At 51.3% G+C, this 26008-nt stretch carries 23 protein-coding genes; 7 read left to right on the top strand and 16 right to left on the bottom strand.

Translation table 11 applies throughout. The features are described 5' to 3' along the window. Positions 1 to 2 precede the first annotated feature (2 nt). The 6 genes from ACTJJS_RS30535 to ACTJJS_RS30560 all read right to left on the bottom strand — a co-directional run bounded on the left by ACTJJS_RS30535 (position 3) and on the right by ACTJJS_RS30560 (position 11090). A complete protein-coding gene (locus ACTJJS_RS30535; RefSeq protein WP_440667541.1) occupies positions 3 to 3248 on the bottom strand; it encodes an efflux RND transporter permease subunit in 3246 nt (1081 codons plus the stop codon). Next, positions 3245 to 6505, bottom strand: a complete 3261-nt coding sequence (locus tag ACTJJS_RS30540; protein ID WP_440667542.1) for an efflux RND transporter permease subunit — start codon at positions 6503 to 6505, stop codon at positions 3245 to 3247. The genes ACTJJS_RS30535 and ACTJJS_RS30540 overlap by 4 nt, the downstream gene beginning before the upstream one ends. 18 nt (positions 6506 to 6523) lie before the next feature. Continuing rightward, positions 6524 to 7708, bottom strand: a complete 1185-nt coding sequence (locus ACTJJS_RS30545; RefSeq protein ID WP_440667543.1) for an efflux RND transporter periplasmic adaptor subunit — start codon at positions 7706 to 7708, stop codon at positions 6524 to 6526. A 31-nt stretch (positions 7709 to 7739) separates the two neighbouring features. Beyond that, on the bottom strand, positions 7740 to 9104 hold the full coding sequence (locus tag ACTJJS_RS30550) for a TolC family protein (RefSeq protein WP_440667545.1): 1365 nt from the start codon (positions 9102 to 9104) through the stop codon (positions 7740 to 7742). A 125-nt stretch (positions 9105 to 9229) separates the two neighbouring features. Beyond that, positions 9230 to 10450, bottom strand: coding sequence for an MFS transporter (locus ACTJJS_RS30555; protein WP_440667546.1), 1221 nt, complete (start codon positions 10448 to 10450; stop codon positions 9230 to 9232). Positions 10451 to 10496: 46 nt separating this feature from the next. Next, on the bottom strand, positions 10497 to 11090 hold the full coding sequence (locus tag ACTJJS_RS30560) for a TetR/AcrR family transcriptional regulator (protein WP_440667548.1): 594 nt from the start codon (positions 11088 to 11090) through the stop codon (positions 10497 to 10499). A gap of 224 nt (positions 11091 to 11314) precedes the next feature. On the opposite strand from ACTJJS_RS30560, the gene ACTJJS_RS30565 reads away from it, so the two are divergent. Beyond that, on the top strand, positions 11315 to 12955 hold the full coding sequence (locus ACTJJS_RS30565; RefSeq protein WP_440667549.1) for a peptide MFS transporter: 1641 nt from the start codon (positions 11315 to 11317) through the stop codon (positions 12953 to 12955). Between the two features lie 132 nt (positions 12956 to 13087). On the opposite strand, the gene ACTJJS_RS30570 is transcribed toward ACTJJS_RS30565, so the two are convergent. From ACTJJS_RS30570 to ACTJJS_RS30585, 4 genes are all read right to left on the bottom strand, one after another. Then, positions 13088 to 14053 carry an ABC transporter permease gene (locus ACTJJS_RS30570; protein WP_440667551.1) on the bottom strand — a complete coding sequence of 322 codons (966 nt, stop codon included), beginning with the start codon at positions 14051 to 14053 and terminating at the stop codon, positions 13088 to 13090. Between the two features lie 17 nt (positions 14054 to 14070). Further along, a complete protein-coding gene (locus ACTJJS_RS30575) occupies positions 14071 to 15048 on the bottom strand; it encodes an ABC transporter ATP-binding protein (protein WP_440667553.1) in 978 nt (325 codons plus the stop codon). Between the two features lie 5 nt (positions 15049 to 15053). Then, the gene (locus tag ACTJJS_RS30580) at positions 15054 to 15887 is read right to left on the bottom strand and encodes a COG1470 family protein (RefSeq protein WP_440667555.1); all 834 of its coding nucleotides are present in this window, start codon (positions 15885 to 15887) and stop codon (positions 15054 to 15056) included. Positions 15888 to 16010: 123 nt separating this feature from the next. Further along, a complete protein-coding gene (locus ACTJJS_RS30585) occupies positions 16011 to 16160 on the bottom strand; it encodes a hypothetical protein (RefSeq protein ID WP_440667557.1) in 150 nt (49 codons plus the stop codon). A gap of 238 nt (positions 16161 to 16398) precedes the next feature. On the opposite strand from ACTJJS_RS30585, the gene ACTJJS_RS30590 reads away from it, so the two are divergent. The 3 genes from ACTJJS_RS30590 to ACTJJS_RS30600 all read left to right on the top strand — a co-directional run bounded on the left by ACTJJS_RS30590 (position 16399) and on the right by ACTJJS_RS30600 (position 18620). After that, complete coding sequence (locus ACTJJS_RS30590) at positions 16399 to 16905, top strand: N-acetyltransferase family protein (protein WP_440667558.1); 507 nt, start codon at positions 16399 to 16401, stop codon at positions 16903 to 16905. A gap of 10 nt (positions 16906 to 16915) precedes the next feature. Further along, positions 16916 to 17422, top strand: a complete 507-nt coding sequence (locus tag ACTJJS_RS30595) for a VOC family protein (protein ID WP_440667560.1) — start codon at positions 16916 to 16918, stop codon at positions 17420 to 17422. A 121-nt stretch (positions 17423 to 17543) separates the two neighbouring features. Further along, entirely contained in the window at positions 17544 to 18620 is a 1077-nt protein-coding gene (locus tag ACTJJS_RS30600) for a serine hydrolase domain-containing protein (RefSeq protein WP_440667561.1), read from the top strand. A gap of 6 nt (positions 18621 to 18626) precedes the next feature. On the opposite strand, the gene ACTJJS_RS30605 is transcribed toward ACTJJS_RS30600, so the two are convergent. Both ACTJJS_RS30605 and ACTJJS_RS30610 read right to left on the bottom strand, forming a co-directional pair. Further along, a complete protein-coding gene (locus ACTJJS_RS30605) occupies positions 18627 to 19565 on the bottom strand; it encodes a proline dehydrogenase family protein (protein ID WP_440667563.1) in 939 nt (312 codons plus the stop codon). A gap of 119 nt (positions 19566 to 19684) precedes the next feature. Further along, a complete protein-coding gene (locus ACTJJS_RS30610; RefSeq protein ID WP_440667564.1) occupies positions 19685 to 21700 on the bottom strand; it encodes a glycoside hydrolase family 19 protein in 2016 nt (671 codons plus the stop codon). A gap of 416 nt (positions 21701 to 22116) precedes the next feature. Here ACTJJS_RS30610 and ACTJJS_RS30615 point away from each other — a divergent pair, with 416 nt between their 5' ends. Beyond that, the gene (locus ACTJJS_RS30615; RefSeq protein WP_440667565.1) at positions 22117 to 22302 is read left to right on the top strand and encodes a class I lanthipeptide; all 186 of its coding nucleotides are present in this window, start codon (positions 22117 to 22119) and stop codon (positions 22300 to 22302) included. A 93-nt stretch (positions 22303 to 22395) separates the two neighbouring features. Here the strand turns inward: ACTJJS_RS30615 and ACTJJS_RS30620 are convergent, their stop codons facing one another. Genes ACTJJS_RS30620 through ACTJJS_RS30635 form a run of 4 tightly spaced genes read right to left on the bottom strand, consistent with a single transcriptional unit; the run spans position 22396 to position 25031 of the window. Then, positions 22396 to 22965: a DUF6620 family protein gene (locus tag ACTJJS_RS30620; protein ID WP_440667566.1), complete on the bottom strand. Its 570-nt coding sequence runs from the start codon at positions 22963 to 22965 to the stop codon at positions 22396 to 22398. Positions 22966 to 22973: 8 nt separating this feature from the next. Then, a complete protein-coding gene (locus ACTJJS_RS30625) occupies positions 22974 to 23804 on the bottom strand; it encodes a hypothetical protein (protein ID WP_440667568.1) in 831 nt (276 codons plus the stop codon). Between the two features lie 2 nt (positions 23805 to 23806). After that, positions 23807 to 24055, bottom strand: coding sequence for a hypothetical protein (locus tag ACTJJS_RS30630; RefSeq protein WP_440667570.1), 249 nt, complete (start codon positions 24053 to 24055; stop codon positions 23807 to 23809). A 16-nt stretch (positions 24056 to 24071) separates the two neighbouring features. After that, the gene (locus ACTJJS_RS30635) at positions 24072 to 25031 is read right to left on the bottom strand and encodes an SPFH domain-containing protein (protein WP_440667572.1); all 960 of its coding nucleotides are present in this window, start codon (positions 25029 to 25031) and stop codon (positions 24072 to 24074) included. A 314-nt stretch (positions 25032 to 25345) separates the two neighbouring features. Between ACTJJS_RS30635 and ACTJJS_RS30640 the strand changes: the two genes are divergently transcribed. Continuing rightward, on the top strand, positions 25346 to 25522 hold the full coding sequence (locus ACTJJS_RS30640) for a class I lanthipeptide (protein WP_440667574.1): 177 nt from the start codon (positions 25346 to 25348) through the stop codon (positions 25520 to 25522). Positions 25523 to 25572: 50 nt separating this feature from the next. Beyond that, complete coding sequence (locus tag ACTJJS_RS30645; protein WP_440667575.1) at positions 25573 to 25758, top strand: class I lanthipeptide; 186 nt, start codon at positions 25573 to 25575, stop codon at positions 25756 to 25758. The last annotated feature ends 250 nt before the right edge of the window (positions 25759 to 26008 follow it).

Raw genomic sequence — 26008 nt, forward strand, 5'->3', positions numbered from 1 at the left:
TCTTACTTTTCTTTACGCGCCTGTTCGATATCATATTCCAGTTCCGGATCAATGTTCTGCGCTTCCACCTTTTTCTCTTTTTCCATTAACAGCTGATGATTGGCCGCCAGCCACGCCAGCTTCTTTTTGCCATAGCTCAATCGCGTAAACAGCACAAACAGCACCGGCACGATAAAGATGGCGATACAGGAAGAAGCCACCATCCCGCCCTGCACCGTTACCCCGATGGTTTTGCGGGACTGCGCACCGGCGCCTTCTGCCAGCACCATCGGCATCACACCCAATATAAATGCCAGGGAAGTCATAATGATAGGGCGCAGACGCAACTTCACCGCCTCCAGCGTGGATTTGATCAGGTTCTCCCCACGGTCTACCCTCACCTTCGCAAACTCCACGATCAATATCGCGTTCTTGGCAGACAGCCCTATCAGGGTGATCAGCCCTATCTGCGCATACACATTATTGGACAGCGCCGGCATGGTGGTGAGCGCGAAAATGGCGCCGAAAGCGCTGATAGGCACCGCCAGCATCACGGAGAAAGGCACCGACCAGCTCTCATACAATGCCGCCAGGAACAGGAAAACAAAGATGATGGAAAACAGGAAGATATACACCGTCATTGAGCCAGCCTGTATCTCCTGGTAACTCAACCCTGAAAATTCATACGTATAACCTCGTGGCAATACCTTCGCCGCCACTTCCTTCAGTGTTTCGATGCTCTGTCCGGTGCTGTAGCCCATCGGCGTAGAGCCGTCCACTTCAGCAGAACGGAAAATATTAAAATGTGTGATCAGCGGCGCCGTGGAAATAGGCTTGTAACTTACCAGCGTGCTTAATGGCAGCATCTCTGCGGCTGAATTGCGGACATAATATTTTTCCAGGTCGCTGATCAGCGCACGGGTGGCGGTGTCTGACTGCACAATGGCCCGGTAGGTACGGTTATACAGCGTGAAGTTGCCTACCAGCCGGCTGCCCATAAACCCCTGTATAGTACTGAACACGTCTGCTACGTTTACGCCCAGCTTCTGACACTTTTCCCGGTCGAGCGACAATTCGAATGCCGGCGTGTGTGCGGCATAGTTACAATATGCCGTAGCAGTGGCAGGTTCCTTTTTCAATGCGGCCACAAACTTGTTCATCACCGTTTCAAAAGCATGGATATCATCGCTGGTATTGCCCTGCTCTACCTGCATACTAAAGCCCGCAGCGGTGCCCAGCCCCCTGATGGCCGGCGATGCATTGATGGTAAGCCTTGCGTTACGCACTCCTGCCGCTTCTATACGTTTTTTGATCACGGCCATGATACCGGGTATCTGTGTCTCCGGCGTGGTACGTTCGCTCCACGGTTGCAGCATACAGAAAATGCTGGCGCCGTTGGATGTAGCCCCACCGCTTAACACGTTCATGCCGGAGATAGCGTTGTAATGTTTTATCCCCGGCGTTTCCGCCACCACTTTCATCACCTTCATGAGTGTCTGCTCCGTTTGTGTGGTGGCCGTTCCTTCCGCCAGCTGTATGCCGATCAGCACACGGCCGCCGTCTTCTGAAGGGATAAAGCCCGAAGGCTTGCTTTTGAAAAGCACAATGGTGCCCAGACAGATCACCAGCAATGTCAGCACCACCAGCATGGTGTATTTGATGCAGTAACGGACGCCATTGGCATACTTCACGGTTACTTTATCAAACCAGTTATTAAAACGAAAGAAAAAACGATTGAGGCCTTTTGACTGCTCATCGACCGGAGAAGGCCGCAGCAACAGCGTACACAGCGCCGGTGTCAGCGACAATGCTATAAACGCAGACAGCACCACCGATATCGCGATGGTAATGGCAAACTGCTGGTACAATTTTCCCGTGATGCCGGGAATAAAACCCACCGGCACAAACACAGATGCCAGGATGAGCGCAATAGCCACCACGGGACCGGATATCTCTTTCATAGCGCGGTAGGTGGCCTCTTTCGGCGACATCTGCTCACGGTCTATAAAATGCTGCACCGCCTCCACTACAATGATGGCATCGTCCACCACAATACCGATGGCCAGCACAAAGCCAAACAGCGTCAGGGTGTTAATGGTAAACCCCAGCGGGATAAACAAAATAAACGTGCTGATAATAGACACCGGGATAGCAATGATAGGAATGATAGCGGAGCGCCAGTTCTGAAGGAACAGGAACACTACCAGCACTACCAGCCCCAGGGCTTCAAACAACGTCTTCACCACTTCTGCGATAGACACCTGTATGATGGTGACATTCTCAAACGGTACAGCATAGTCCACATCGGGAGGGAATGATTTTTTCAGGCGCGCCAGTTCGGCGTACACGTTTTCCGCCGTCTGCAAAGCATTGCTGGTGGGCGACTGGTACACCATGACCGTTGTGGCCGGATAACCATCTGCAAACCCTTGATTGCCGTAGTTGAACTTACCCAGGTTCACCCGGGCGATGTCTCTGAGGTACACCAGCTCACCGGTGGCTGGAACCTTTTTGACCACTACTTTTTCGTATTGTTCCGGTTTGGTGAGCAGGCTGTTCACCACAATGGTGTATTCATGCGTCTGGTCGCGGAACTGTGGCGGCGCGCCCACTGCCCCTGCGGCGATGTAGATGTTCTGTCGTTGCAAAGCGGTGATCACGTCTGCCGGCATCAGGCCATAAGACGCCATCTTTTTAGGGTCCATCCAGATACGCATACTGAACGGGTTACCGCGCGACTGCACGTCCCCCACGCCCGGCACACGCAACAGGGCGTCTACGATGAACGTACTGGTGTAGTTGTCCAGAAAAGTAATATCGTGTGTGCCTTTGGGTGAGTAGATGGCCAGGTTCATCAGCTGGTCCGGGTTGCGCGCCCTTACCGTCACGCCCAGCTGGCTTACCACGGAAGGCAGTACCGGCGCGGCCAGTCCCACCCTGTTCTGTACGTTCAGCGTGGCGATGTTCACGTTGGTCCCCACGTCGAAGGTTACATTGATATTGGCGGAACCGGTCTGTGTATTGGTGCTTTGCATGTACATCATGCCCGGCACGCCGTTTACCTGTTCTTCTATGGGGATGGTCACCGTTTGCTCCACCGTCTGTGCGTCAGCGCCGGTATAGTTGGTGTTGATGCTGACGCCGGGCGGCGCGATTTTGGGGAACTGGTCCAGCGGAAGCTGATACATACAAATAAGACCGGAGATCGTGAGTACAACAGATATCACGATCGCGGTAACCGGTCTTTTTATGAATGTATTGGCAATCATCCGTTTGCTGGTTTATCAAAATCGCGTGAGCGTTTTATTTCAAATTCCAGTTCAGGGTCTATGTCCTGCTGTTCTATTTTGCTGGCTTTTTCCATCAGGCTTTCATGGTGTTCCTTTAACCATGCCAGCTTCTTCCTGCCGTAAGACAGCCGGGTGATGACCACAAACAGTACCGGCACTACGAAAATGGCGATGGTAGAGGCAGCGATCATACCGCCCAATACGGTGAAACCGATGGTGCGGCGGGAAACAGCGCCTGCGCCGGTGGCCAGTACCAGCGGCAGCACGCCCAGGATGAAGGCCATAGAGGTCATCACGATAGGGCGCAGCCTCAGTTTAACCGCATCCAGGGTGGACTGCATCAGGTCTTCCCCCCTGTCTACCCGCACCTTCGCAAATTCCACAATGAGGATAGCGTTTTTGGCAGCCAGACCGATGAGCGTGATCATCCCGATTTGTGCGTACACGTTGTTTGTCAGGCCAGGCACCAGCCACAAAGTGAAAATAGCGCCAAACACACCGATAGGCACCGCCAGCAGCACCGAGAAAGGCACCGACCAGCTTTCGTACAACGCCGACAGGAACAGGAACACAAACGTGATGGAAAATATAAAGATGTAGATCGTGGCCGATCCTGCTTTGATCTCTTCGTGGCTAAGCCCGGAAAACTCGTAGGCATACCCTTCCGGCAACACTTTCGCCGCCACCTGCTGTAATGCCTCAATAGTTTCCGAGGTACTGTAGCCTACGCCCGACACACCGTCTATCTCCGCGGAGCGGAAGATATTAAAATGCGAGATCAGCGGCGACGTCTCCATGGGCTTATAGCTGACCAGCGTGCCTAATGGCAGCATCTGCCCCGCCTGGTTACGGACATAGTACTTGTTCAGATCGGATATGACGTTGCGGAAAGCGGTATCCGCCTGTACCACCACATGGAAGGTACGGTTGTAGGTCGTAAAATCGTTGATGTACATACTGCCCATAAACGCCTGTATGGTGGTAAAAACATCGCCTACATCGGCGCCCAGCTTCTCGCATTTCTCGCGGTCCACCGTGACCGCAAATCCCGGGGTATGCGCATTATAAAAGCTATAAGCGCCGGATATCGCCGGGTCCTTATTGGCTTCTGTCACAAATTTACTGACCACATTCTCGAATGCGTGGAGATCGTCGGTGGTGCTGCGTTGTTCTATCTGGAGACTGAAGCCTACCGTAGCACCCACGCCGGGCAACGGCGACGGCTGTACGACCTCCACGTTGGCATCGTTAATACCTGCGTCGGCAATTCGTTTTTTCAGCTCCGTGATAATACCCGGCACCTGCTCCCTTCTACGTTTTCGTTGGTCCCAGGGCGTTAGTTGCAGGTAGATGGTGCCACAGTTGGAATTGGACGCGTTGTTGATCACGTTCAGGCCCGACAACGCGGCATAGTGGCCTACTCCGGGTGTTTCCGCCACCACCTTCATCAGCTTGTCCATCACCTGTACCGAACGCGTGGTAGAGGATGCAGGCGGCAGCTGATAGGTGACATACAGATTGCCGTCATCTTCTGAGGGAATAAAGCCGGATGATTTATGCGCAAGCAAAAAGAATGCTGCCCCGCAGATGACCAACAGTAGCACGATCACCAGGGCAGCCCGTTGAATACTGCGGTCCACGCCATTTACGTACCTGTCCGTGATACGGTCAAACCACCGGTTGAACCCTGAAAACAGTTTACTGATGCCTTTTTCTTTCCTGGCAGGGTCTGTTGGTTTAAGCAACAGGGTACACAGCGCCGGCGTCAATGACAGCGCCACAAACGCCGAGATGATCACAGAAATGGCGATGGTAATGGCAAACTGCTGGTACAGCCGCCCTACGATGCCCGGGATAAACCCTACCGGCACAAATACCGCCGCCAGTATCAGCGCAATGGCCACCACCGGCGCGGAAATATCTTTCATGGCATAGTACGTGGCCTCTTTGGGCGACATCCCTTTTTCGTCCATATAGTGTTGCACCGCTTCCACCACAATGATGGCATCGTCCACCACAATACCGATGGCCAGCACAAAACCAAACATGGTCAGCGTATTGATGGTAAATCCCAGGGGTATAAAAAAGCAAAAGGTGCCGAAGATAGAGACAGGGATGGCCAGCACGGGGATCAGCGTGGAGCGGAAGTTCTGTAAGAAGACAAATACCACCACCGCCACCAGGGCGAGGGTCATCAACAGTGTCACCACCACGTCGCTCATGGATACCTTCACCACTGTTACGGATTCGAAAGGCACTTTGTATTCCACGTCTGCCGGGAAAAACTGCTTCAGTTGCTCCAGCTCTTTATAAATACCATCGGCTGTCTTTAATGCATTGCTGCCCGGCGCCTGATAAATGCGCAGGTAAGACGCACGATGGCCGTCCACGAAAGAGTTGCTCGAAAAGCTGAATTTGCCCAGTTCCACCCTGGCGATATCTTTCAGGTATACCAGCGCTCCCGTAGCGGGCATGGTCTTAACGATAATGTCCTCGAACTCCGACACTTTGCTAAGCCTTCCGTTGACCAGTATGCCCAGTTCAAAAGTCTGCGTGCCGGATTGCGGCGGCACGCCCGCTGAGCCGGCGGCCACCTGTACGTTCTGGGTGTTCAGCGCGTTGATGACGTCCTGTGGTGTGATGCTGTAGGCAGCCATTTTCTCGGGATTCATCCACACCCGCATACTGAAATTATCGGCAAAGCTGTTGATAGTGCCCACGCCGGGCACCCTTAACAGTGCGTCCTGGATGAAAATATTGGTGTAGTTATCGAGGAAGGTAATATCGTGTGTGCCTTTGGGTGAGTAGATGGCCACCATCATCAGCATACTGGGGTTGACGGCGCGCACCGTGAGGCCGAGGCGGGTGGCCGCACTGGGTATCAGCGGTGTGGCAATGCTGACGCGGTTTTGGACGTCCAGCGTGGCGATGTCGATATTGGTGCCGATGCTGTACGTGACAGTCGCCTGCATGTTGCCGTTGTTGGAGCTGTTGCTTTGCATGTATTCCATGCCGGGCGTGCCGTTCACCTGCTGCTCTATGGGCGTGGCCACTGTTTGTTCGACCGTCTGTGCGTCCGCACCGATATACTGCCCGTTGATCTGCACAACGGGCGGCGTGATGTCCGGATATTGGTCAACAGGCAGGTTGAGGATACAAACGCTCCCTGTCAGTACCAGTAAAATGGATACCACAATGGCCGTAACGGGTCTTTTAATGAATGTATTTGCAATCATGCGGCGCCTTTCATCTGTTTATTTCGATTTGCCGGAACCGGTCCCTGCGTGTGTTTTTTTACTTTGTAGGGTGATGGCCGAGCCATCATGTATGGACTGTATACCGTCTACGACTACACGGTCACCATCGGCCACACCGGACAGGATGATCACGTCAGGCCCGATCGTTTGTCCCAGCTGTACTTTTTTCTGGATGGCATGAAGGCCCTTTTCCGTTGTTTCGTCGGTGTTATTTTTGGCAGCTATCACGGTGTCTTTGGCCACAAACAGGAAGTATTCTCCCATCTGCTCAATGACGGCTTTGCCCGGCACTACCATCTGCGGCGTGGATTCCTGGTTACGTACCCGTACCACGCAGCTCATGCCCACTTTCAGGAGATACTGCGGATTGGGGAAGACCAGCCGCACCCGGATAGTGCCTGTCTGCGGGTCCACCGCCCTGTCTATCACCGATATCTTTCCGGGATAAGGATAGAGGGTATTGTCCGGCAGTTGCAGCGTGAACAGTGAATCGGGCATCGTTTTACTGTCTGCCTTAAAGCGTTCAAAGGCCAGCAGTTGTTTTTCGTTGACCAGGAAATCCACTGCCATCGGGTCGTTGGTGGAGATAGTATTGAGGATGGTCTGTCCGCCTGTCACCACATTGCCCAGCCTTACCGCGCTGATGCCGATGGTACCGTCGAAAGGCGCATAGATACTGGCGAAGTTCAGGTTGGTCTTCGCTGTGCGGAGTGCTTCCTGCGCCGCTTTGGTCTGGCTTTTTGCCGTTTCCAGCGAAATCATGGCGTGATCGTAGAGTTGTTTGGCGACGGCGTTGTATTTGTTTAAGTACACGTAGCGGTCTGCGTCCTGCTGTTGCTGCAACTGGTTGGCCTCTGCCACTTTCACGTTGGCGGCAGCCTGGTCATAGGCAGCCTGGTAAATCCGTTTATCTATCTCATACAATAACTGTCCTTTGTGCACCTGTGCGCCGTCGGCGGCAAAGATGCCGGTCACATAGCCCTGCACCACGGATGGGACGATATTGACCTGGCTCAGCGCCTGTGCGGTGGACGGGTATTTGTCGTAATAGCGGACCGCCTTGCTTTCCACCGTATACAGGTTGACCGGCACCGGCGGATTGGATGCCGGTGGTTTCTGCCTACAGGAAAAGAAAGCGGCCGTTCCCCATATCATGATAACGTATCGTGTTACGCTATTCATAGAGTGTATTTTACTTTTTGCAGCAATAATGTTAATACGTAATGTCCCCCATGGCCTTCTGCCAGTCAATTTTGCTGGAAAGGGTCTGGAACAATGCGTTCAGGTATGTCAACTGAGAAGTTCTCAGATTGGATTCGGCGGTAATTACATTGAGGTAGGGAACGATGCCCTGTTTGTATTGCAGGTCAACGACAAAGTACACCCGTTTGGCCAGCGCCACATTCTCCTTCAGCTGCCGCATGTTGTACACGTTGCTTTTATAGCTGGCCAGGGCGGTCGCATATTGCGAATAGATCGTTGACCGCAGGTTGGTCTCGCTCCAATCCAGCACGTGTTCCTGCAACCTTGACCGGTGGGCGTTCTGTATGCGGTTAAAGCCGGTGAACAGTGGCAGGCTAAGCGTCAGTCCTATCATGGAGTTAGGATAGGCGGCGTTGTATAGTTTATCGAAATTATTATTCTGGAAGGCCGCGTTATAGTTAAAGAAAGCGGACAGCGACGGGAAGATGGCCGTTTTCTCGTAGTAGCGGGTGAGTTCATGCTGCATGGCTTTTTGCACGGTTAACTGCTTAAGCTCTATTCTTTTCTCGTATTGTAACGGTTCCGAGATGTCGATATCAATGTCTTTGAGCATGGCTGTGCTGTCATAGGTAACGTTGAACTGCTGTTCCTGCGGATATCCCATAAACTGTTTCAGTGCAGCGTACTGGGGCCGGACGTTCTCTATGGCTTGTACCAGCTGTCCCAGTGAGGTGTTCAGTGTGATCTGTGCCTGTTCGTAGTCTGTTTCATCCACGATGCCGCCTACATACTGATGATAGGCCGTGCGCATGCTTTCCCCCAGGCGGGCGGTATCTTCCTTCAGCACATCGATCTGTTGCAGGGTAAGCAGCAGGCCATAAAAAGTGATGCTGACATTGGCCACAAGGTCAATTTTACTGCTGTCCACGCTCTGTTGGGCCGCTTTGGTATTGAGTGGCGCCAGGCGGGTAGCGTAAATCAGGCTGGGGTTAAAGATATTCTGGGTAACGCCGATGCCCGGTGTGGAGGTATTGACCACGCTTGTTTGTATGGGCGTTTCCACGCCATTGATATTGGAAAGCGCGGTAGGACGTTGCAGGTAGTGGTTAAGATTGGCCGTGAGCCCTACCTGCGGGTACCAGCCCGACTGGCTGATGGCATTAGAGGCTTTGGTGATTTCCGTCCTGATCATCGATTGCTGTAACGCAGGCTGATGCTGCAATGCATAGTCAATGCACTGCCGGAGGGATAACGATGTGACACTGTCATTTACTTGTTGACCAACAGCTGCTAACGGAACAGTAACACAAAAAACGAGTAAAAAACAAATGGATATTGTTTTTGTCTTCCCCAAATGATTCATGCCATTTATCATCTTAGCTTAACCTTTGACAATAAACAGAACGACTATGTTTAAATCTTCAAAAGAAATAGAAGAATGACAAGAGATAGACTATTTTTTTAAATATCATCTGATACCCGAGGGGTGACACTTCAAACTTATAACGATCGTTTATAATCCGTCTTCAGAAAGCGGTAAAATGTCCCGGCTATGAGGAGGCAAACGACGCCCTGTAAGAGTGTGCAGGTCTGCGGAGAAATCATTTTGGCCAGCCAGCCCACCAGTACGCTTCCCAGGGGCAATGTGCCGAATGCCGCCATGGCAAAGAACCCTACCACCCGGCCGCGCATGTGTTCAGCGGACACTGTCTGCACCACGGTATTGCAGATGGGCAGGGCAGACATCGTGCCGAAGCCGCATACGAAACACAGGAACAGGTATACCGGCAGGATGGTCGTCTGCGACATTAGCATCAACCCAAAACCTAAAATGATCAGGTTTACGAACAGTATCCTTTTCAGTTGGCCGCTTTTTTTCTGTGACGCCAGGAACAAGGTGGCGGTCAATGCGCCGATCCCGGTAGCCGCGTTAATAAAGCCGTAGGTGGCCGCGTTGCCTTTAAATACGTCCCGTGCATAGAAAGGCTGCAAAGTGTTATAGGTGGCCACGAACAGGCATATCAGCCCGAGCACCAGCAGTATCCGGCTGATCTCTTTCTGCGAGCGGGTGTATGCCAGTCCGTCCCTGAAATCCGCCCAGGCATTTTTATCGCGCCTGGTCATTTGCCTTTGCGGGAACTTCATCAGTGTCAGACAAATGATCACCGCCACGAAGCTGACCGCGTTGGCGATAAAACAGGCCGTGGCGCCGTACCTGGCCAGCACGATGCCTGACAGGGCCGGTCCTACCAGCCTTGACAGGTTGTTCAGGGATGAATTCATGGCGATGGCGCCTGCCAGGTCTTCCTTGTTGAGAACGATATCGTTGACCATCGCCTGCCTGGACGGCACATCATACGCGTTGGCCAGGCCCAGCAATACGCTCAGGCCCAGCAGCCCCCAGAGCGGATTGGCGCTGTAATGATAGACCAGCGTTAACGCCACCGCCTGTACGGCGGAGACAAGCTGGGTGGCCATCAGCACTTTATACCGGTCGTATCTGTCGGCCACAATGCCGCCTGCCGGCGACAACAAAAACGAAGGGAACTGCTCGGCGAAGGTGGTCAGTCCCACCAGGAAAACCGAGTGCGTCAGCGTGTACACCACCCATATCACCGCAGTGCGCTGCATCCACATCCCGATGCGTGATATCAGCTGGCCGTAGAAAAACAGGCTATAGTTGCGTGATTCAAAAACCCTGAAGGTATGTCGAAAGCTCATCTTTTAGACTAAAATCAATTTTCGGTCGAATTTTATACAAAAATTTTTATTGCAGCCCCCGCAGGAAAAGCCGGCAAAATGCCGGCAGCATGCGGTCTGCCTGTTCAGCCGCTCCGAACACGTTAATTTCCCTGTTCATGCCTCTGAGCGCTGACAGGAAAATAAACACCGTCTCTTCCAGTTCACCTGTTTTCAGCGGCTTAATATCACCGTCTTCCCCGCCCTGTATGAGTAATTGCTGCAGGATGACCTTTTCCTGCTGCAGGTACCGCAGGTGTACTGCTTTTTTCGTTTCGTTGTACCTGGACAGCGCTTCCGCGTCCATGCCCAGCTCCATGGTGCGGTAGAGGGATTTGCGCTTTCTTGCCATTTCGAACTTCACCGTGGCAAACGTCAGCAGTTTGTCCCGGAGGGTTGTCCTGCTGCTGATACGTTTCATGGTTTCCAGCAGAATTTCACTGATTTCCGTTTCCAGCACTGCGTTAAAGATCTCTTCCTTGCTTTTGAAATAATAATACAGCGAGCTTTTTCCCATCCCGGCCGCCCTGGCCACGTCTTCCATGGTGACCATGCCCAGTCCTTTATCCTGGAAAAGCTTCTGCGCTGTTAATAATATAAATGTTCTTTTATCAGTGGCCATCTTTCCTTATAATGGCGCAAAGATAGTTATTTTCGACTAAATTTTAATTTTAGTCCAAACCCGGTCGTCTGCCTTTCTTTCAGCCGCTTTTGTGTAAACTCCGGGAAGGAGGGACAGAAAGGCTGATAATTTCCATCTTTCCCTTATTTTAGCGGTTTGGCAGTGGCTGGTACGGCCGGCAGCTGTCATGCATAACCTATATCACGTACACCATTTGATTTTACATGAAAAAAGCAAGTAATCATCCGGCAGCATTGCCTTTCCTGTTCCTCTCCGAGATGTGGGAGCGTTTTGGTTTTTATCTGATCCTCGGGATTTTCCAGTTGTACCTGACAGACACGGCAAAAGGCGGCTGGGGTATGGACCGTGCCACTGCTGCGGATATCTTCGGGACTTTCATCGCTTTCGTATACCTGACACCGTTTCTCGGCGGGCTGATAGCCGACCGTAAACTGGGTTACAGTAAGTCGATTATCATTGGCGGAATACTGATGGGCATTGGTTATATGGGGCTGGCCGTACATAACCTCACCGTGTTTTACCTGTCCCTTGCGTTGATCTGTATTGGCAATGGATTTTTCAAACCGAATATTTCCACCTTGCTGGGAAATGTGTACAGTGATGAAAAGTACCGCAGCCGGAAAGATACCGGGTATAATATTTTTTACATGGGGATCAATATCGGCGCATTTATCTGCAACTTCTTTGCGGCTTTCCTGCGCAACACCATCGGCTGGGGCGCCGCCTTTATTGCCGCCGGTATCGGGATGTTCCTCGGGGTACTGATTTTTATTATTGGTATGAAACATTACCGTCACGCTGACGTGCGCAAGCCCGTACAGGAAGGAGACATGCCGCTGAGCAAAATTTTCTCGGTGGTGTTCCTGCCAGCCATCGTAGTGGGTTTGGGCGCATGGTTTATTCCGGGCAATATCTTCGGCTCCGACTCCACGGATGCGTTCATCTTCGCCTGTATTCCCATCTTATTGTTTTTTGTTTCGCTGCTGGTCAAGGCCGATGCCAAAGACCGCAAGCCGCTCTCCGCACTGCTGGCCATCTTCGCTGTGTCTATCGTGTTCTGGGCCGTATTTAAGCAGAACGGCACGGCGCTGACAACCTGGGCGCAATATTACACCGACCGGGAAATACCCTCGGCTATCCAGCAACCAGCCCAGCGGCTGTACCTGGCTGAAACAGTGGTGAACAAAGCCGACTCCGTGACGGCCTACGATGAAGAATTCAGAGTAGTGCGTGACGCGGCCGGCAAACCACAGAAAGTATGGGACAAAGTCCCTTATTTCAAAAATGTGGCGCCGGAGAAAATGCCCGCTGAAGGACAAAGCATCAGTCTGTATAATACAGAGTTGTTCCAGTCCATCAATCCATTCTTTGTGATCACGCTGACGCCGTTGATCGTACTTTTCTTCGCCATGTTGCGCAAACGGAACAAGGAGCCCTCCACTCCTTCCAAAATAGCCTGGGGCCTGCTGATATCCGCCCTTTCCACCCTGATGATGGTGGGCGCGGTCTATGTATGCAGCAACGGCGCTATCAAAGCATCGCCCTGGTGGCTGATCGGATGTTACGGCATCATCACCGTAGGTGAACTGTTTCTTAGCCCGATGGGCTTGTCCCTCGTTTCCAAGCTGAGCCCCGCGCGTATCACCTCCCTGATGATGGGCGGCTGGTTCCTTGCCACTTCTATTGGCAACAAACTGTCAGGTATCCTGGCAACGTTATGGGACACCTATGACAACAAGGCGAACTATTTCCTCGTCAACTTCCTGTTGCTGGGAGGCGCGGCCGCTGTGATTTTCCTGATGCTGCGCTGGCTGAACAGGATCTTCAAAGAATCCGTCAGATAACAGTTACGGCTATATGTTCTTTCCCGGCGCAAAGGGACTTCGTCACCCCGCGTTTTCCAGGAAAAATATTTGTATAAAAAGAGACCTGCGCTACGTAAGCGCAGGTCTCTTTTTATCTATGCCACCGCTAAGTTACGTCCTGATTTCCCTGCGCATAAAAAGATAGTATGCCCACGCAAAACAAGCCGTAGATGCCGCAAGCAGTCCTGTTACCTGCGGCCATACTATCATCAGGCTTTCTTTGAAAGGGAGCGGTGCAGGGATAGCGCCGGCCATCTGCTCCATGCTAAGTGGCCCCAGGCTTCGTACCGACGGCATCAGCAAGGTAGTGGCCGCATCCGTGTATAGCTGGCTTGGCGCCACCCGGAAAAAGGAGAGCAGGATATTGTTGTAGGCGATGACCTGTTCAGGCTGTAATGACGCCGGGTCTGGCAACAACGCCCTGGCCACCATGTTCACGATGATCTGGTAAAAGACGGTAAAGAACAACCATATGCCAATGGCAGTAATCGCAGAAGTGGCAGCATGTCTGAAAGCCACGGAAAGACATATCGAAAGACTCAGCCAAAAGCCGACATATATCACACTCAGCACTATAAATGCCAATATGCGGAACAGTTCAGCCGCTTCCATCGGAACGCCGGTAAGGATAAGCCCCGCTCCCGTCATCAGTAATGCCAGGCTCAGAAAAAGCGTGCCTACAATGAGCAATGCCGCGTAAAACTTGGCCAGCAAAAGGTTGTCACGGTACACCGGCTGCGCCAGCAGGCGTACCAGCGTGCCATTGTTTTTTTCAGAGTTTACCGCATCAAACCCCAGCGCTATGCCCAGCAACGGGCCGAGGAAACTGATAAAGACGTGAAAGGTGGGCAATGAATTATCTGATGTCGTCAGCAATTTCAGGTACACAAAAACGTGGTCGGGGTCATTTACGTCCCGTACCGCTTTCCCCAGGTGGGACAATGATATGTACATAGCGCCGGCAAAAGTAAACAGTACCAGCAGCAACATTATGATAAACCGCCAGCTGCGGATATGGTCCCCTACCTCCTTGCGGACCATCACTTCAAACGGGCTCCGGGCACGTTGCTTCGACAAAATGTTATTGAAATAAACTAGCGGGCCTCCCATTGGATATTTTCTTTTTTAATGTTGTTCTCAAAAAAACGATGGTAGATTTCATCCAGACCATATTCCTTTTTATGCACGCCGGTAATGTTCAGGCCATATTGCACCAGGAAGCGTACTATGTCCGGCGTGATATCCGTGCTGCAAGACACTTCTATGGTGTCTGCGCCGACAGTGATGCTGTTAATGCCATCGAGGCGGCGCAGCTGCCGCTCCACCTCTTCCGGCGCTGACAGCGCTTCTCTGACAGTTATCTGCGTCACATAGGAATCTTTACCGAACAAGCTGCCGGACAAGGTTTCGATATTTCCTTCCGCCAGTAGTCTTCCTTCCACGAAGATGCCCACACGGTCGCAGATTTGTTGCATCTGATGGAGATGGTGCGATGACAGGATGACCGTCAGTTCCTGTTCCCGGCTGAGTTGCCGGATGAGGTGCAGGAAGTCGCGTATCCCGCTGGGGTCTATGCCCAGCGTAGGTTCATCCAGTATCATGACGTCCGGTTCCCTGATGAGCAGGTCTGCCAGGCCCAGACGTTGTTTCATACCTCGTGAGTAAGCGCCTGTTTTCTTATACATCTCCGCCCCCAGTCCCACCATTTCCATCGTCTTCTTTGCGCGGCCGGCAATTTCCTGTTCTGCGATCCCATTCAGCCGGCCGATGTACAGGAGATTATCGAGCGCGGTCATGTTATCATAAAACCCGGCGCTATCAGGGAGATAGCCCACTTTACGCCTTACCGCAACGGGGTTGCGGGTAGCGTTGATACCGCACACCACAGCCTGGCCCGCAGATGGCTCCGCCAGTCCCAGCATCATCAGGATGGTAGTCGTTTTACCGGCACCGTTAGGTCCGAGCAGTCCGAATATCTCTCCCTTATTGATTTTCAGGAAGAGATTGTCCACCGCTTTTTTAACGCCGTAGTATTTTGTCAGTCCATCCAGTTCAATAATAGGATTCTCCATAAGCGCTACCTCCTTCCGTATTTACGAACCAGGTAATACACTATTCCCAGAGATGCCAGGATGACGAGGATGCCGATCCATCCTGCCAGCAGAGAGGTTTTCACCGTCATGCGGAAGGTGGCGTTGCTATTGACGTTGTTATTTCTGACCGTAAAATTGGTGACATAATCGCCGGCGATCGTCTTGTCCGGCACCTGCAGTGTGGCAGTAACCTGCTGTTCCCTGCCCGGCTCCAGCCGGTCTATTTTAGCCGGTTCAAACGTGGCGGTCCATGATACCGGGGCCTGCGCTGACAGCTCCAGCGCTTCCAGCGGCAGCGTGCCGCTGTTTTTAACCGTCAGCTGGATTTGTTTGCTGCGGCCTTCCGTGATATCATCACTGAGCCTTCCAGACGGCGTGGTTAGTTCCACGCCATAGTTGCCCTTTACCACCGCTTCCACGTCCAGGCGGAGTGTGTCCCCCGGCGTAATAGCGGCCACCGGGATGGTATATTTCCCTGGTTTTACCAAAGGCGCAGCGGTGATTTCAATGGCTATGTCCTGCGTTCTGCCGGAGTCCATCCGTAGCCCGGCTATCTGGCTGCCTTCAGTCCGGAACAGGACGCTCCAGCCTTCCGGTGCGGAGGCGCCTAATTCATACACCTGCGTATGACCGCTGCCGTTATACAGGCTGGCGTTGTACCGGAAAGGTTCTTTCGCGGCAGACTCCAGGTTCATCAACCGTACTGTAAAGGCGGACTTTCCTCTGCCGGCACTTTTCTGGGCATGCACAGGCATCGTGAAAACAAAGAAAGAAAAACAAAAAAGTGAAATTTTCAGATGGTGTAATAACACTGACATAGGAGAAAATATATTGGTTGTTGAAAATAAAATACTGTAGGCCGCTCCTGGTCGGGAGTAGCTTAAATAGGACAACAGACGGTGGTCAAACACCGTCCCTTATGCTGTTAATGCGGGATTTTGTCAATACGGGCCGTCTTTCCCTGAGCGGAAAGTACGCAGCGGCGGCAAGGGGGTGATATCCGGAATAATGACGTTGGTTACTTTTTCTGTGGGTACAGGTTTTACAAATCTCTTGTGATGTGCTGTTTTGGTTTTTAGAATGTTCCTCATGCTAGATGAAATTGAATCGATTAAAAAACAAAATCAAATAGAAAAATATGTGCGTCCCCGTTTGGCAGACTGGATTTTTCTGACAATAGCAATAGGCGAAAGTTAAAATTTCATTTGTTATAATAATGTTAAAACAAGTCCAAACCCTTACGGGCAGGCGCTATGGGCAAATGCGGGCACTAAAGCGGCGCAACGTTCCGGAGTGTTTCGTACTTTTGGTAACAAACATTCAGGAATTATGGCATTGGAATTCAGAAAAGCGACATCAGCAGATGCAGACCAGATTTGGAACATACTGGAGAAGGCTATCGCACGCAGAAAAGCCGAAGGCAGCGACCAGTGGCAGGACGGATACCCTAATCCTGCTGTAGTGGCCCACGACATAGAAAACGGCCATGGCTATGTTCTGGCCGGCGAAGGTAAAATAGCTGGTTATATAGCAGTGCTCATCAATGATGAACCTGTCTATGCGGAGATCAAAGGCTCCTGGCTGACCGATGGTGATTTTGTGGTATACCATCGTGTAGCCATTTCAGATGATTTCCTAGGTCAGGGCCTCGCACAGGAGATGTTAAAGCGCGTGGACGAGTACGCCGCCGCGAACAATATCAGGAGCGTCCGGGCAGACACCAACTTCGATAACAAAGGCATGTTGCGCATTTTCGAGAAGCTGGGGTATGTGTATTGCGGCGAGGTGTTCTTCCGTGGCTCAGCACGGCTGGCATTTGAGAAAGTATTGCCTTAACAATCATATTATGAAACAGATCAACACCCTGGCCGGGCTACAACTGGCCCAGATAGGCTGGGTAGTGCCGGATATCCATGCGGCGGCCGCATTCCTGACCAATACCCTGGGCATCGCCGGCTTCCCGGAGCCTGAGCATGTGCGTGCGCAGGACCTAAACATGACCTACTACGGCCAGGTGGTGGCGGCCGACTGGCTCACCACGCAGACCTATAACGGCGGCACCTTCATTGAGCTGATACAGCCGCTTTCCGGTCAAAGCATGTTCCATGACTACCTCACCAAATACCCCGCGGGCGGTACACAGCACCTTGCTTTCCGTTTGCCGGTCAGTGACTTCGAACGGATCACCGGGGAACTACGCGGGCAGGGTTATGAAGTTATCAGTGAAGTGGACCATCCTATTGCACGCATGGCTTTTTTTGATACTTACCGGACACTGGGCGTGGCTACGGAGATCATGGGCATTACACCCGCAGGATGGAAGGCTATTGAACAGATGGAGAAGGGCCGGTAGAAAACGGTGCTCAAAAAGGAGTTGAGAATCGGAAAAATTAGCTATATTTATTACCTAACACCTCCGGCTGTACGTAATGAGAGGATTTTGCACGCTCGTTTTCCATTACAACTCCTATATCATGAGAAAAATTGTCTTCCTGTCATTTCTTCTTTTCACTATTGGCAATGCTTTCGGGCAATCTTTCAACGTAGACCGGTTCATTGATTCCCTTGTAACAAAAAACAATTTTAACGGGACCATTCTGCTGGCCAAAGAAAACAGCACCTGGTATAAAAAAAGTTTTGGCTCCGCCAACTTTCAGCAGCAGATTCCCAATACAACCGATACCCGGTATAAAATCGCTTCTATCACCAAAGCCTTTACAGCCGTATTGACCTTACAGCTGTATGAACAGGGCAAAATTGATTTATATAAAACCATCAATACCTATCTGCCCGATTACAAAGGAGAAGCTGCCAATAAAGTGACAGTCATCCAGCTGCTGAACATGACATCAGGTATCCATAATATGGACGCAGACCTCACCCTCGAATCAGCGCTGAAGCAGGGCATGCCACAGTACCAGCTGCCACATACCACCGACGAAATGCTAACACTTTACAGTAGCGGCAAACTGGAAACAGAGCCAGGTAAAGTATGGGACTACAACAATGCCGATTATATCATCCTCGGAAAAATAATTGAGCGTGCCACGGGCAAAACCTTTGAAGAAAATCTCCATGCCGGCATCCTGCAACCGCTGGAGATGGTCAACAGTGGCATTGCCTGTCAGCAGAAGATAATTCCCCGTCTTGCTGACACCTATTTCTACCGTGACGATATCAAAGCCCTGGTCAACGATCTTCCGGCCTACATGGAAAACTGGTATGCCTCCGGCGCCATGTATGCCTCCGCCGACGATGTACTGAAGTTTGCCAACGCTCTGTTTGGAAAGAAACTGTTAAAACAGGCTACGCTCGACCTGATGTTTACCCCCGTACTCAACGAATATGGCTGCGGCGTGTGGGTTTACAAGGATTATGACATTCACCACCGGCATTATACCATCATCAAAAGGCCAGGTTCGATCATGGGCGCGCAGGCCATGCTGTTTCATGTGTTGGAAAAAGGCGCCACAATCATTATCCTCAGTAATACCGCCACTACCAGCCTGGATGAATTCGCGGCGAAGATCGCAGCGCGGGTCGTTGAATAAGGCTTGTCAGCTAACGATATCGTTCAATGCCCGGAAGATATTCAAAGGATATTCCGCCAGCCGGTTGCATAAGTAGAGGTACCACTCTTTCCCATAAACGAAATACAATTTAGCGGGATGTCCTTCTTCCTTTAGCAGCTCCAGCTGTTCGGTCTGGATGCCATACAGGCTTTCAAATTCATACCTGTCTTTAGCCGGCTTATACTGGCGTATCAGTTCCTTCACCTGCTGTTGCACCTCATGATGATGTGTAGCGATGGAACACAGATGGCCATCAAACAACAGTTGCGCCACGTAGCCGAGATAGGCTTCATCCAGCTGTTCTCCCCTTGGCATGGAAAGCCCGGGGGCTGTTTCAAATGCGCCTTTTACAATTCTTATTCTTCCAGGCTCTTTTATGAGTTCCTTAAAATCGTCTTTTGACCGGTAAAGATAGGCCTGCATGGTAATGCCTACGCCGCTGTATTCTTTTACCGCGCGTTTGTAGGTGTTAATGATGGCGTCCGTACGCTCGGTGCCTTCCGCGCTGATGATCACCTCTGTCGCGCTTTGGGCAGCTTCCGAGCAGATAGCCATCAGGTTGTTAAAACACAGGTCTTCAGAGACGGCCAGTCCAATATGGGAAAGGTCCAGTGATACGGTTGAATATAATTTGCGGCTGCCGATTTCCCGGCATATCCTGATGAACTCCCGGGTGGCGTCCAGGGCTTCCTGCTCATTCCGGGTGCTTTCGCCCATAAATTCCACCGAGCATTTAAAGCCCTGCCGATTTTGTTGTACTACCTTCACGAGTGTTTCCTCCAGTGTTTCACCACCGATGTACCTGTCGGCCGCCTTTTTCAATACGTTAAATAAAACCTCGTTCTCCAGAATAAATGCCTTTGCCTGTTCATTTAAGGCCGCTTTCTTTAGCGCTGCTGATCCTATACTCAATAATTTATCCATTGGTCTTTTTATTTGGCTAAATGTAAGCATTATACGAAAACAATCCGAAGAGAAAAAACGAACAGCCCGTCTTTCGGCGAATATGCCGGAAGACGGGCTGTTAAAGGCTTTTGACAGGTTTAATTTTTTATGAACGTGACGGCGCTGTTCCTGTTGGCACCATCACCACTGATTTGCAGTATCCATACGCCGGCCGGCAAACGGTTTACGTCCAGCTGTACGGTATGCCAACCATCGTGGGATGCTTCGTAATACACCTGTTGCATGCGCTGCAAGGTGGTGTTATGAAGCACCGACAGGTAGTACTTCCCTCCTGCCGGCGCAGCGAATTTTACATACAGCACATTACCGGCAACAGGATTGGGGTATATCACGGTGTTGTTGACCGCCTGGCTGACAGCCGCGCTGGCGCCGCAATCCCGTACATACGTCCAGGGTTGCCCTGCACCGCTGTTCTGGTCGGGCTGATTGTTTTGGGTCCACCAGTTAGCCTTATAGATTTTGTTTTTATACACGGCCAGGTTGCCGGCGGAATAGGCTTTAGACGGCATCCATTGAGCGATGCCGCTGCAGCCGGTATCTGTCCGCGGGGCACCGGTACAGGCACCCAGCAGTTCCCAGGTATCACTGCTGCCAGGCACGCTGGCGCTGCCTGCCCACCATTTATTACGGTAGATGTTGCTGTTATAGAGGACAATATTTCCTGCCGTGGTGTAGTTCTGGGAGGCCTGCCATGGCGGGAGGTTGGCGCAGCCTTCAAACGTAGTGCTGTTCCATACGGCGAAGCTTACGGTGGAAGTAACGGTGTCCAGTCCGTTTCGTATACCCTTTGCCGTGGCAGTGTATTTGTTGTACGCCGGCGGCGTCCATTGAATAACGGAGTCATTGAACAACTGGCCGTTTACAATGATCTGGATTTTGCTGATTTCATTACGGGGATCGTTTTTGGTGACGGCCACGGTAACTGGGCCCAGGGACGTAGTGGAAAGGATTCCATTGGCGGGTTGCAGGAAACGGATGGATGTAAGGCTGGCGCACTCTCCGTTGTCAACGGTAAATCTGGACATATTGGCACAACCGCAGTTGGCGGTGTTGTTGCCCCCATTCAGTTCCAGGCTCACCTGTTTGATAGTGGCATAGCGCTGGAAGTGTGCGATGCGGCTCAGTACTTTGGTATTTTCCTGCCCGCTGCCGCATTCGATACCGCCATTGATGATGTTGACCGTAGCGCCAAATCCGGGCTTAATGCCGGCGGCCTGCTGTGCCGGCGTGGGCGTCCATTTGCCGGGGACCATTACATCGTGGCAGGATGGCTTGGGGTACTGAGGGGCCATCCAGAACCAGAGACCGGTTTCGAAGGCGATGACGCCATCCTGTATCACTTTTTCGGGATTGGCCAGCAATACGTTTTTGTCACCGAATATCAGCTCGCTGGCCTGGCCATAGTTGTAGTTGTAGCTGATCTGGATGGGGCCCCTGCCATGATAAGACTTCCCTGGTGCGGGAGGGTATATGGTATTAGTCTCATCCCGGTAACCGATGTTGTTGGTGCCTTCGTAACCTTGCTCTTCGCGGAAATACAGTCCCCAGGCGTATTGCCCGCCGGGGGCCGTGGGCCAGCCTCCCGTTGTTTCCTGGGAGATGTTGGCCAGAAAGGCTACCAATTCCCTTTTCCGGGCATTGATATCGCCTTCTGCCGCAAAGGTGCCATAGTCCAGCACCTGTGTAATAATGGCCAGTCCGCTCCAGGTAGGGTCATTAAAACCCGGATCAGTCCGGATCACGGTGGTAGCACCCGTGGTCTTGTCTGTACGGGTGATGCGGTAGTAATCAGTACCACAGCGCCTTTCCAGCAGCACCTTTACATTAGCCATGCGCCGTACCGCTTCCACGAAATTGCTGTAGGAATAAAAATCCTTGTCAGGGCTTGTGGGCAGTGTTCCGGCGCCGGTACGGTCGTCGGGATTGAAACGGTGAGGAAAAAGCACGTCCCATTCTGCACTGCTGATCAGTGAAGAAACAGACGTATCGGCGGCAAACTTTGTGCTCGCCGGATGTGCGGGTCCGCTGGCTGACGTACGTGCCCAGCATAACAGACATAGTAATACAATCGTAATCAGAGGGGGGATTTTCATAACTAGCTGATTTGAAGAGTGGGAAAATGATCGTTAAACTACAACCCCTCATTGCTACAATACAGCAGCTCCGCCGGAAAAGTATAGCCGTCGCCGGTATACTGAAAATTATCCTGATCACTGCAGCGAAAATGGCATTGGGTTGATGCAACTATCAAATGCAACCGATAATTATTTGCAGCTGGCAAAAAAAATATTTTGCAGCACACGGGCCATTATCATATACCCGTCTCACAGAAGCGCGCTACTTTTAGTTTCAAAGAGCCACTATCTGCAACATGCATATATTTAAGGCCGGCTTTTTGTTATCTTTAATAAAGATGAACCTTTGCCCTGTAGCCCGTTCTGAGACCCATTTGCAGCCACTTCACCCACGCCGCCTTCAAAGGTGGCGTCATCATCTAAATCTTACTGTTATGAAAAAGAAAAACCTGTTGAACCCAAAATTGTCCCTGAACAAAAAAACAGTCAGCGTACTGTTACAGGAGCCTGGCATAGCGATGGCCGGGAAGCAGCTTGCAGCCCTGAAAGGAGGCCGTCTCACCACTATCGGAAAGACCTGTATTCCCTGGACTTTCGGAGAAGCATGTGAGGTGAATTAAAGGGGCGATATGCTTCCTCTTTCAAACCGAAAAGCCGTATAAATCCTGCGATTTATATGGCTTTCACTTATGGTGACCAATTTTATTGATCCATTAAAACTGGATGTCATCTGCCACATTGCCGCCCTGAGCGTCTGCAAAGAGCTGCTGATATTTTGCTTTGTAAGCATCCTGCTGAGACGTATAGGCTTCGATATTAGCCTGTATGTCCTGGTGGATCTGTTCACTCCAGATAGATGCCGCAATCTGGAAATCGCCCAGCGTGATACCGTATTTATCCGCCACCCACTGTGCGCCGTCCAGGCCGTATTCGTATGCTGTGTTCCTGGCCACTTCCAGTTCCTGGTAAAAGGCTTTATCGGATTTAATTCTTTCTGTGTTCGCGTTTCCTTCTGCGGAAGTATTGGCTTTCAGGTTGCTGAATTTAGGGTGTTGGTCGGCCTGGCCAAAATATTGCCCGAACAGGGTAACGATCTCGAAAGAAGCATCCTGCTTCATACGCTCGGGCCACAGGAGGTTGGCCTCCTGCCATACAGGCAATTCCACGCCGAGGGCGGTGGCCACATCGGCCTCGCTCAAACCGCTTCCTAATTTAGCACAGGCTGCGCTGTAATCTTCCAGGGTAATGCCGTGAATGGGGGCTAATAACGGATTTTCAGACATAAACAATCTTATTTATAATGATTAAAGGTATACTCTTCCAATAGTCGCTGATAAAATTTTTCATTCTCAGCCGTCATGTCCGGCACGATCTTATTCCACTCGTCGAACATGGCGCGCAGGTATTTTTTATACAGCTCCGGGTCTTGCGGACGGCTGTTTTCATAGGCCGTACGAAGCGCCGCTGTCCGTTGCTCCGCCAGCTCCCGTGCGTTATGCAGCACCATCCTGGCCCCTGAAGACGGGCTGAAGGTATTCTGTGACTGGCAGAAGGGGCAGGTAACGTAAGTATCAATGAAAAACATCTTCGGAATGGTCAGATGGCCTCCACATTGTTTGCAGGCAAACTGGTCCCTGATTTTTTCGAAGGCTTCCAGCTGCTGCCGGTACTCGCTTTCCAGGTCCCGCTCACCGGCTGCGTGCTGCAGTGCTTCCAGTGCTTCGTTCAGCCTTTCATCGAAGAGATGGTACCGGTCCAGGCAGGCCATCCTGAAATCGTGGACGTACCTGCGGTACTCGCTGCCGGCCGGCGTGGTGATAGCCGGTAAATCCGCTTCAGCGCGATACATGAAGGAGATGATATTTTCCTCTTTTACATCATTGGCTTTGTCCCGCATATGGTTGATCTGCCCTCTCAGGCCTTGCAACATATGAGAGTGCGACCGTTTGTACGGGTCTGTATCGTCCTTAAAAACCTGTTGCAGCTCCGGTATACCGGCGGCGGTGAGCTCTGCGATGCGGGCCTCGAGCTTGTCCAGAAATACAAACCAGCGGTCCTGCCTGGATTTCAGCTCACTCAGCAGTGCCGGGTTGTTATATTTCTCCTTAAAAAAACCAAACATTATCAGGAGTTATTTTCTTTTTTGATATGGATACCGTCTGTCAGGGTGATGTTCATGAATTCAAAACCACAGTAGGCACAATGAGTAAGACCTTTATGGAAGGCCCGTCCGGCGCCGCAGTTGGGACAATCGCGGATATCCATTTTCGCCTCTTCATTGGGCACGTCGCCACCATAGTGTTGTTGCGTGGTGGTTTTCTGTTTGAGTTTTTCCAGGAAAGACGCGGTCCTGTTTTTATTCTCGTCAGTCATAAGGCTATCTGTTGGGTCAGAGCAAATTCAGCAGTTCCTGTTTTTTGGCGGTGTATTCCGCTTCTGTGATCAACGTGGCCTCATACAATGACTTCAGTTTACGGAGCCTTTCGGTGATATCATCAGCCGCCGGGGCGGGTGGATTTTGCGCAGCCTGCTGCTGGTTTACCATATTGGTCATCATGCCCAGCATGACGCCCTGCCTCGCGCCGTCTCCCAACACAGACCCTTCCTTGTCCATCGCATTGGCGATACTGTATTGCGAGAACTTGTTCATATCGGTGACCATATTCATGCCGGTCACCTTATCGTATTGTTTTAATACTTCTTCCGGCAGCGTGATGCTGGTAATGGTAAAGCGGGTCACTTCCACGCCGAAATCATTAAAATAAGGCTGAATGAGCGGTTGTATCTTCTCGTTCAGGGCGGGAATATTGGCGGCAGCTTCCACCACCGGCACTTTCGCGAGCGACAGCACCTCTCCGAACTTCGGGGCGATGAAATCCCTCAGCTGCAGTTCCAGTTCAGTGATGGTAAGCCTGGGCCAGGTGCCGGCATATTCCCGGAAGAATTTCGCCACATCCGTGATGCGTATATTATAGGTGCCGAAAGCCCGTATGCGCACCTGTCCAAATACCGCATCTGTCATGAGTACCGGTGCAGGCGTGCCCCATTTCAGGTTTACGAACTGATGTGTATTGAAGAAGTATATATCTGCTTTAAAAGGGCTTTCAAAGCCGTACTTCCAGCCACGCAGCCGGGAAAGCACCGGTATGTTTTCTGTTTTCAGGCTGTACCTGCCCGCCGGAAACACGTCTGCCAGCTGGCCTTCGTTGAGCAACATGGCATGCTGGCTTTCACGGACGGTGAGCATCGCGCCGTTTTTGATCTCTTTGTCAGCATCCGCAAACTTCCACATGAGCACATTCGGGTCGGGAGTTAACGATTCTATAATCTCTAAAAATGGTAATGCCATACATGTTGTATTTAAAGCATGATCCGAAAGGGTCCGGGTGGCCAAACCACAACAGACAGTATCGTCCACTGCGGCCGGGGTTACAGCGTAAAATAACTGCAAATATTTCAGAAAAACAAAAGCGCGTTCAACATTTTTTGTTACTATTTCATAAAGTTTGTTTATCTTAATCACCTCAGTTAAATAACCCGTTACTATGCCCACATTCCCTCATATACGCTAATCGGTCAGTCACCACCTGCTTGCGCTGAAAATCCACCCCATGGCGCTACTCCGTGTAAAAGACAGGGGAGGCTGTAATCAAAATAAATGTTATGAAAAAGAAAAAAATCCAGCTGGAGAAAAAACTCACGCTGAAAAAAGAAACGCTGACTGCCCTCACAGCGCACCAACAAACCAAATTAGCCGGCGGTCTGGCTTTTGCAAGCCGTACACCGGACTGTGAAACCCAACCGCTTACCGGAAGACCTTTCTGTATTCTGTGCCCCTGATTAGCAGCGTTATGCTGTAATATTATTACCACACCCTCAAACACGCAAACATGAAAAAGAAAAAACTGTCTTTAAGCAAAAAGCTACTTCTTCAGAGAGCTATTGTTGCCTCTCTTAACCAGCAGGAACAACAACAGTTAAACGGCGGCGCGCCAGCAACCACCTGGGGATGTCCCACCTGGGTGCCTAACGTTGGCTGCTATACGGAAACCAACCCGCGCATTCTTTGCAATTAATGTTTCCGTTAGCGCAGTGAATCATTATTTCGCTGAGGCGTCCTGTTGCCCTGCAGCAGGCCGTCTCAGCACTCCTACCCTCCCCTTCCCTCCCTTCTGCTCTTCAGCAATATCTCCTAATTATCATCGCGGTGACGGATTGTAGCACTCTGTTTTACTATCTTTAAAAAGATGAACCTTTGCCCTGTAGCAACGTATGAAACCCAACTGCAGTAAGCTCATCCAACGCACGAGGCTCACTACATGAAAC

Origin of the sequence: Chitinophaga sp. 22308 (assembly GCF_052045305.1) — a bacterium.
Lineage (GTDB): Bacteria > Bacteroidota > Bacteroidia > Chitinophagales > Chitinophagaceae > Chitinophaga > Chitinophaga varians_A.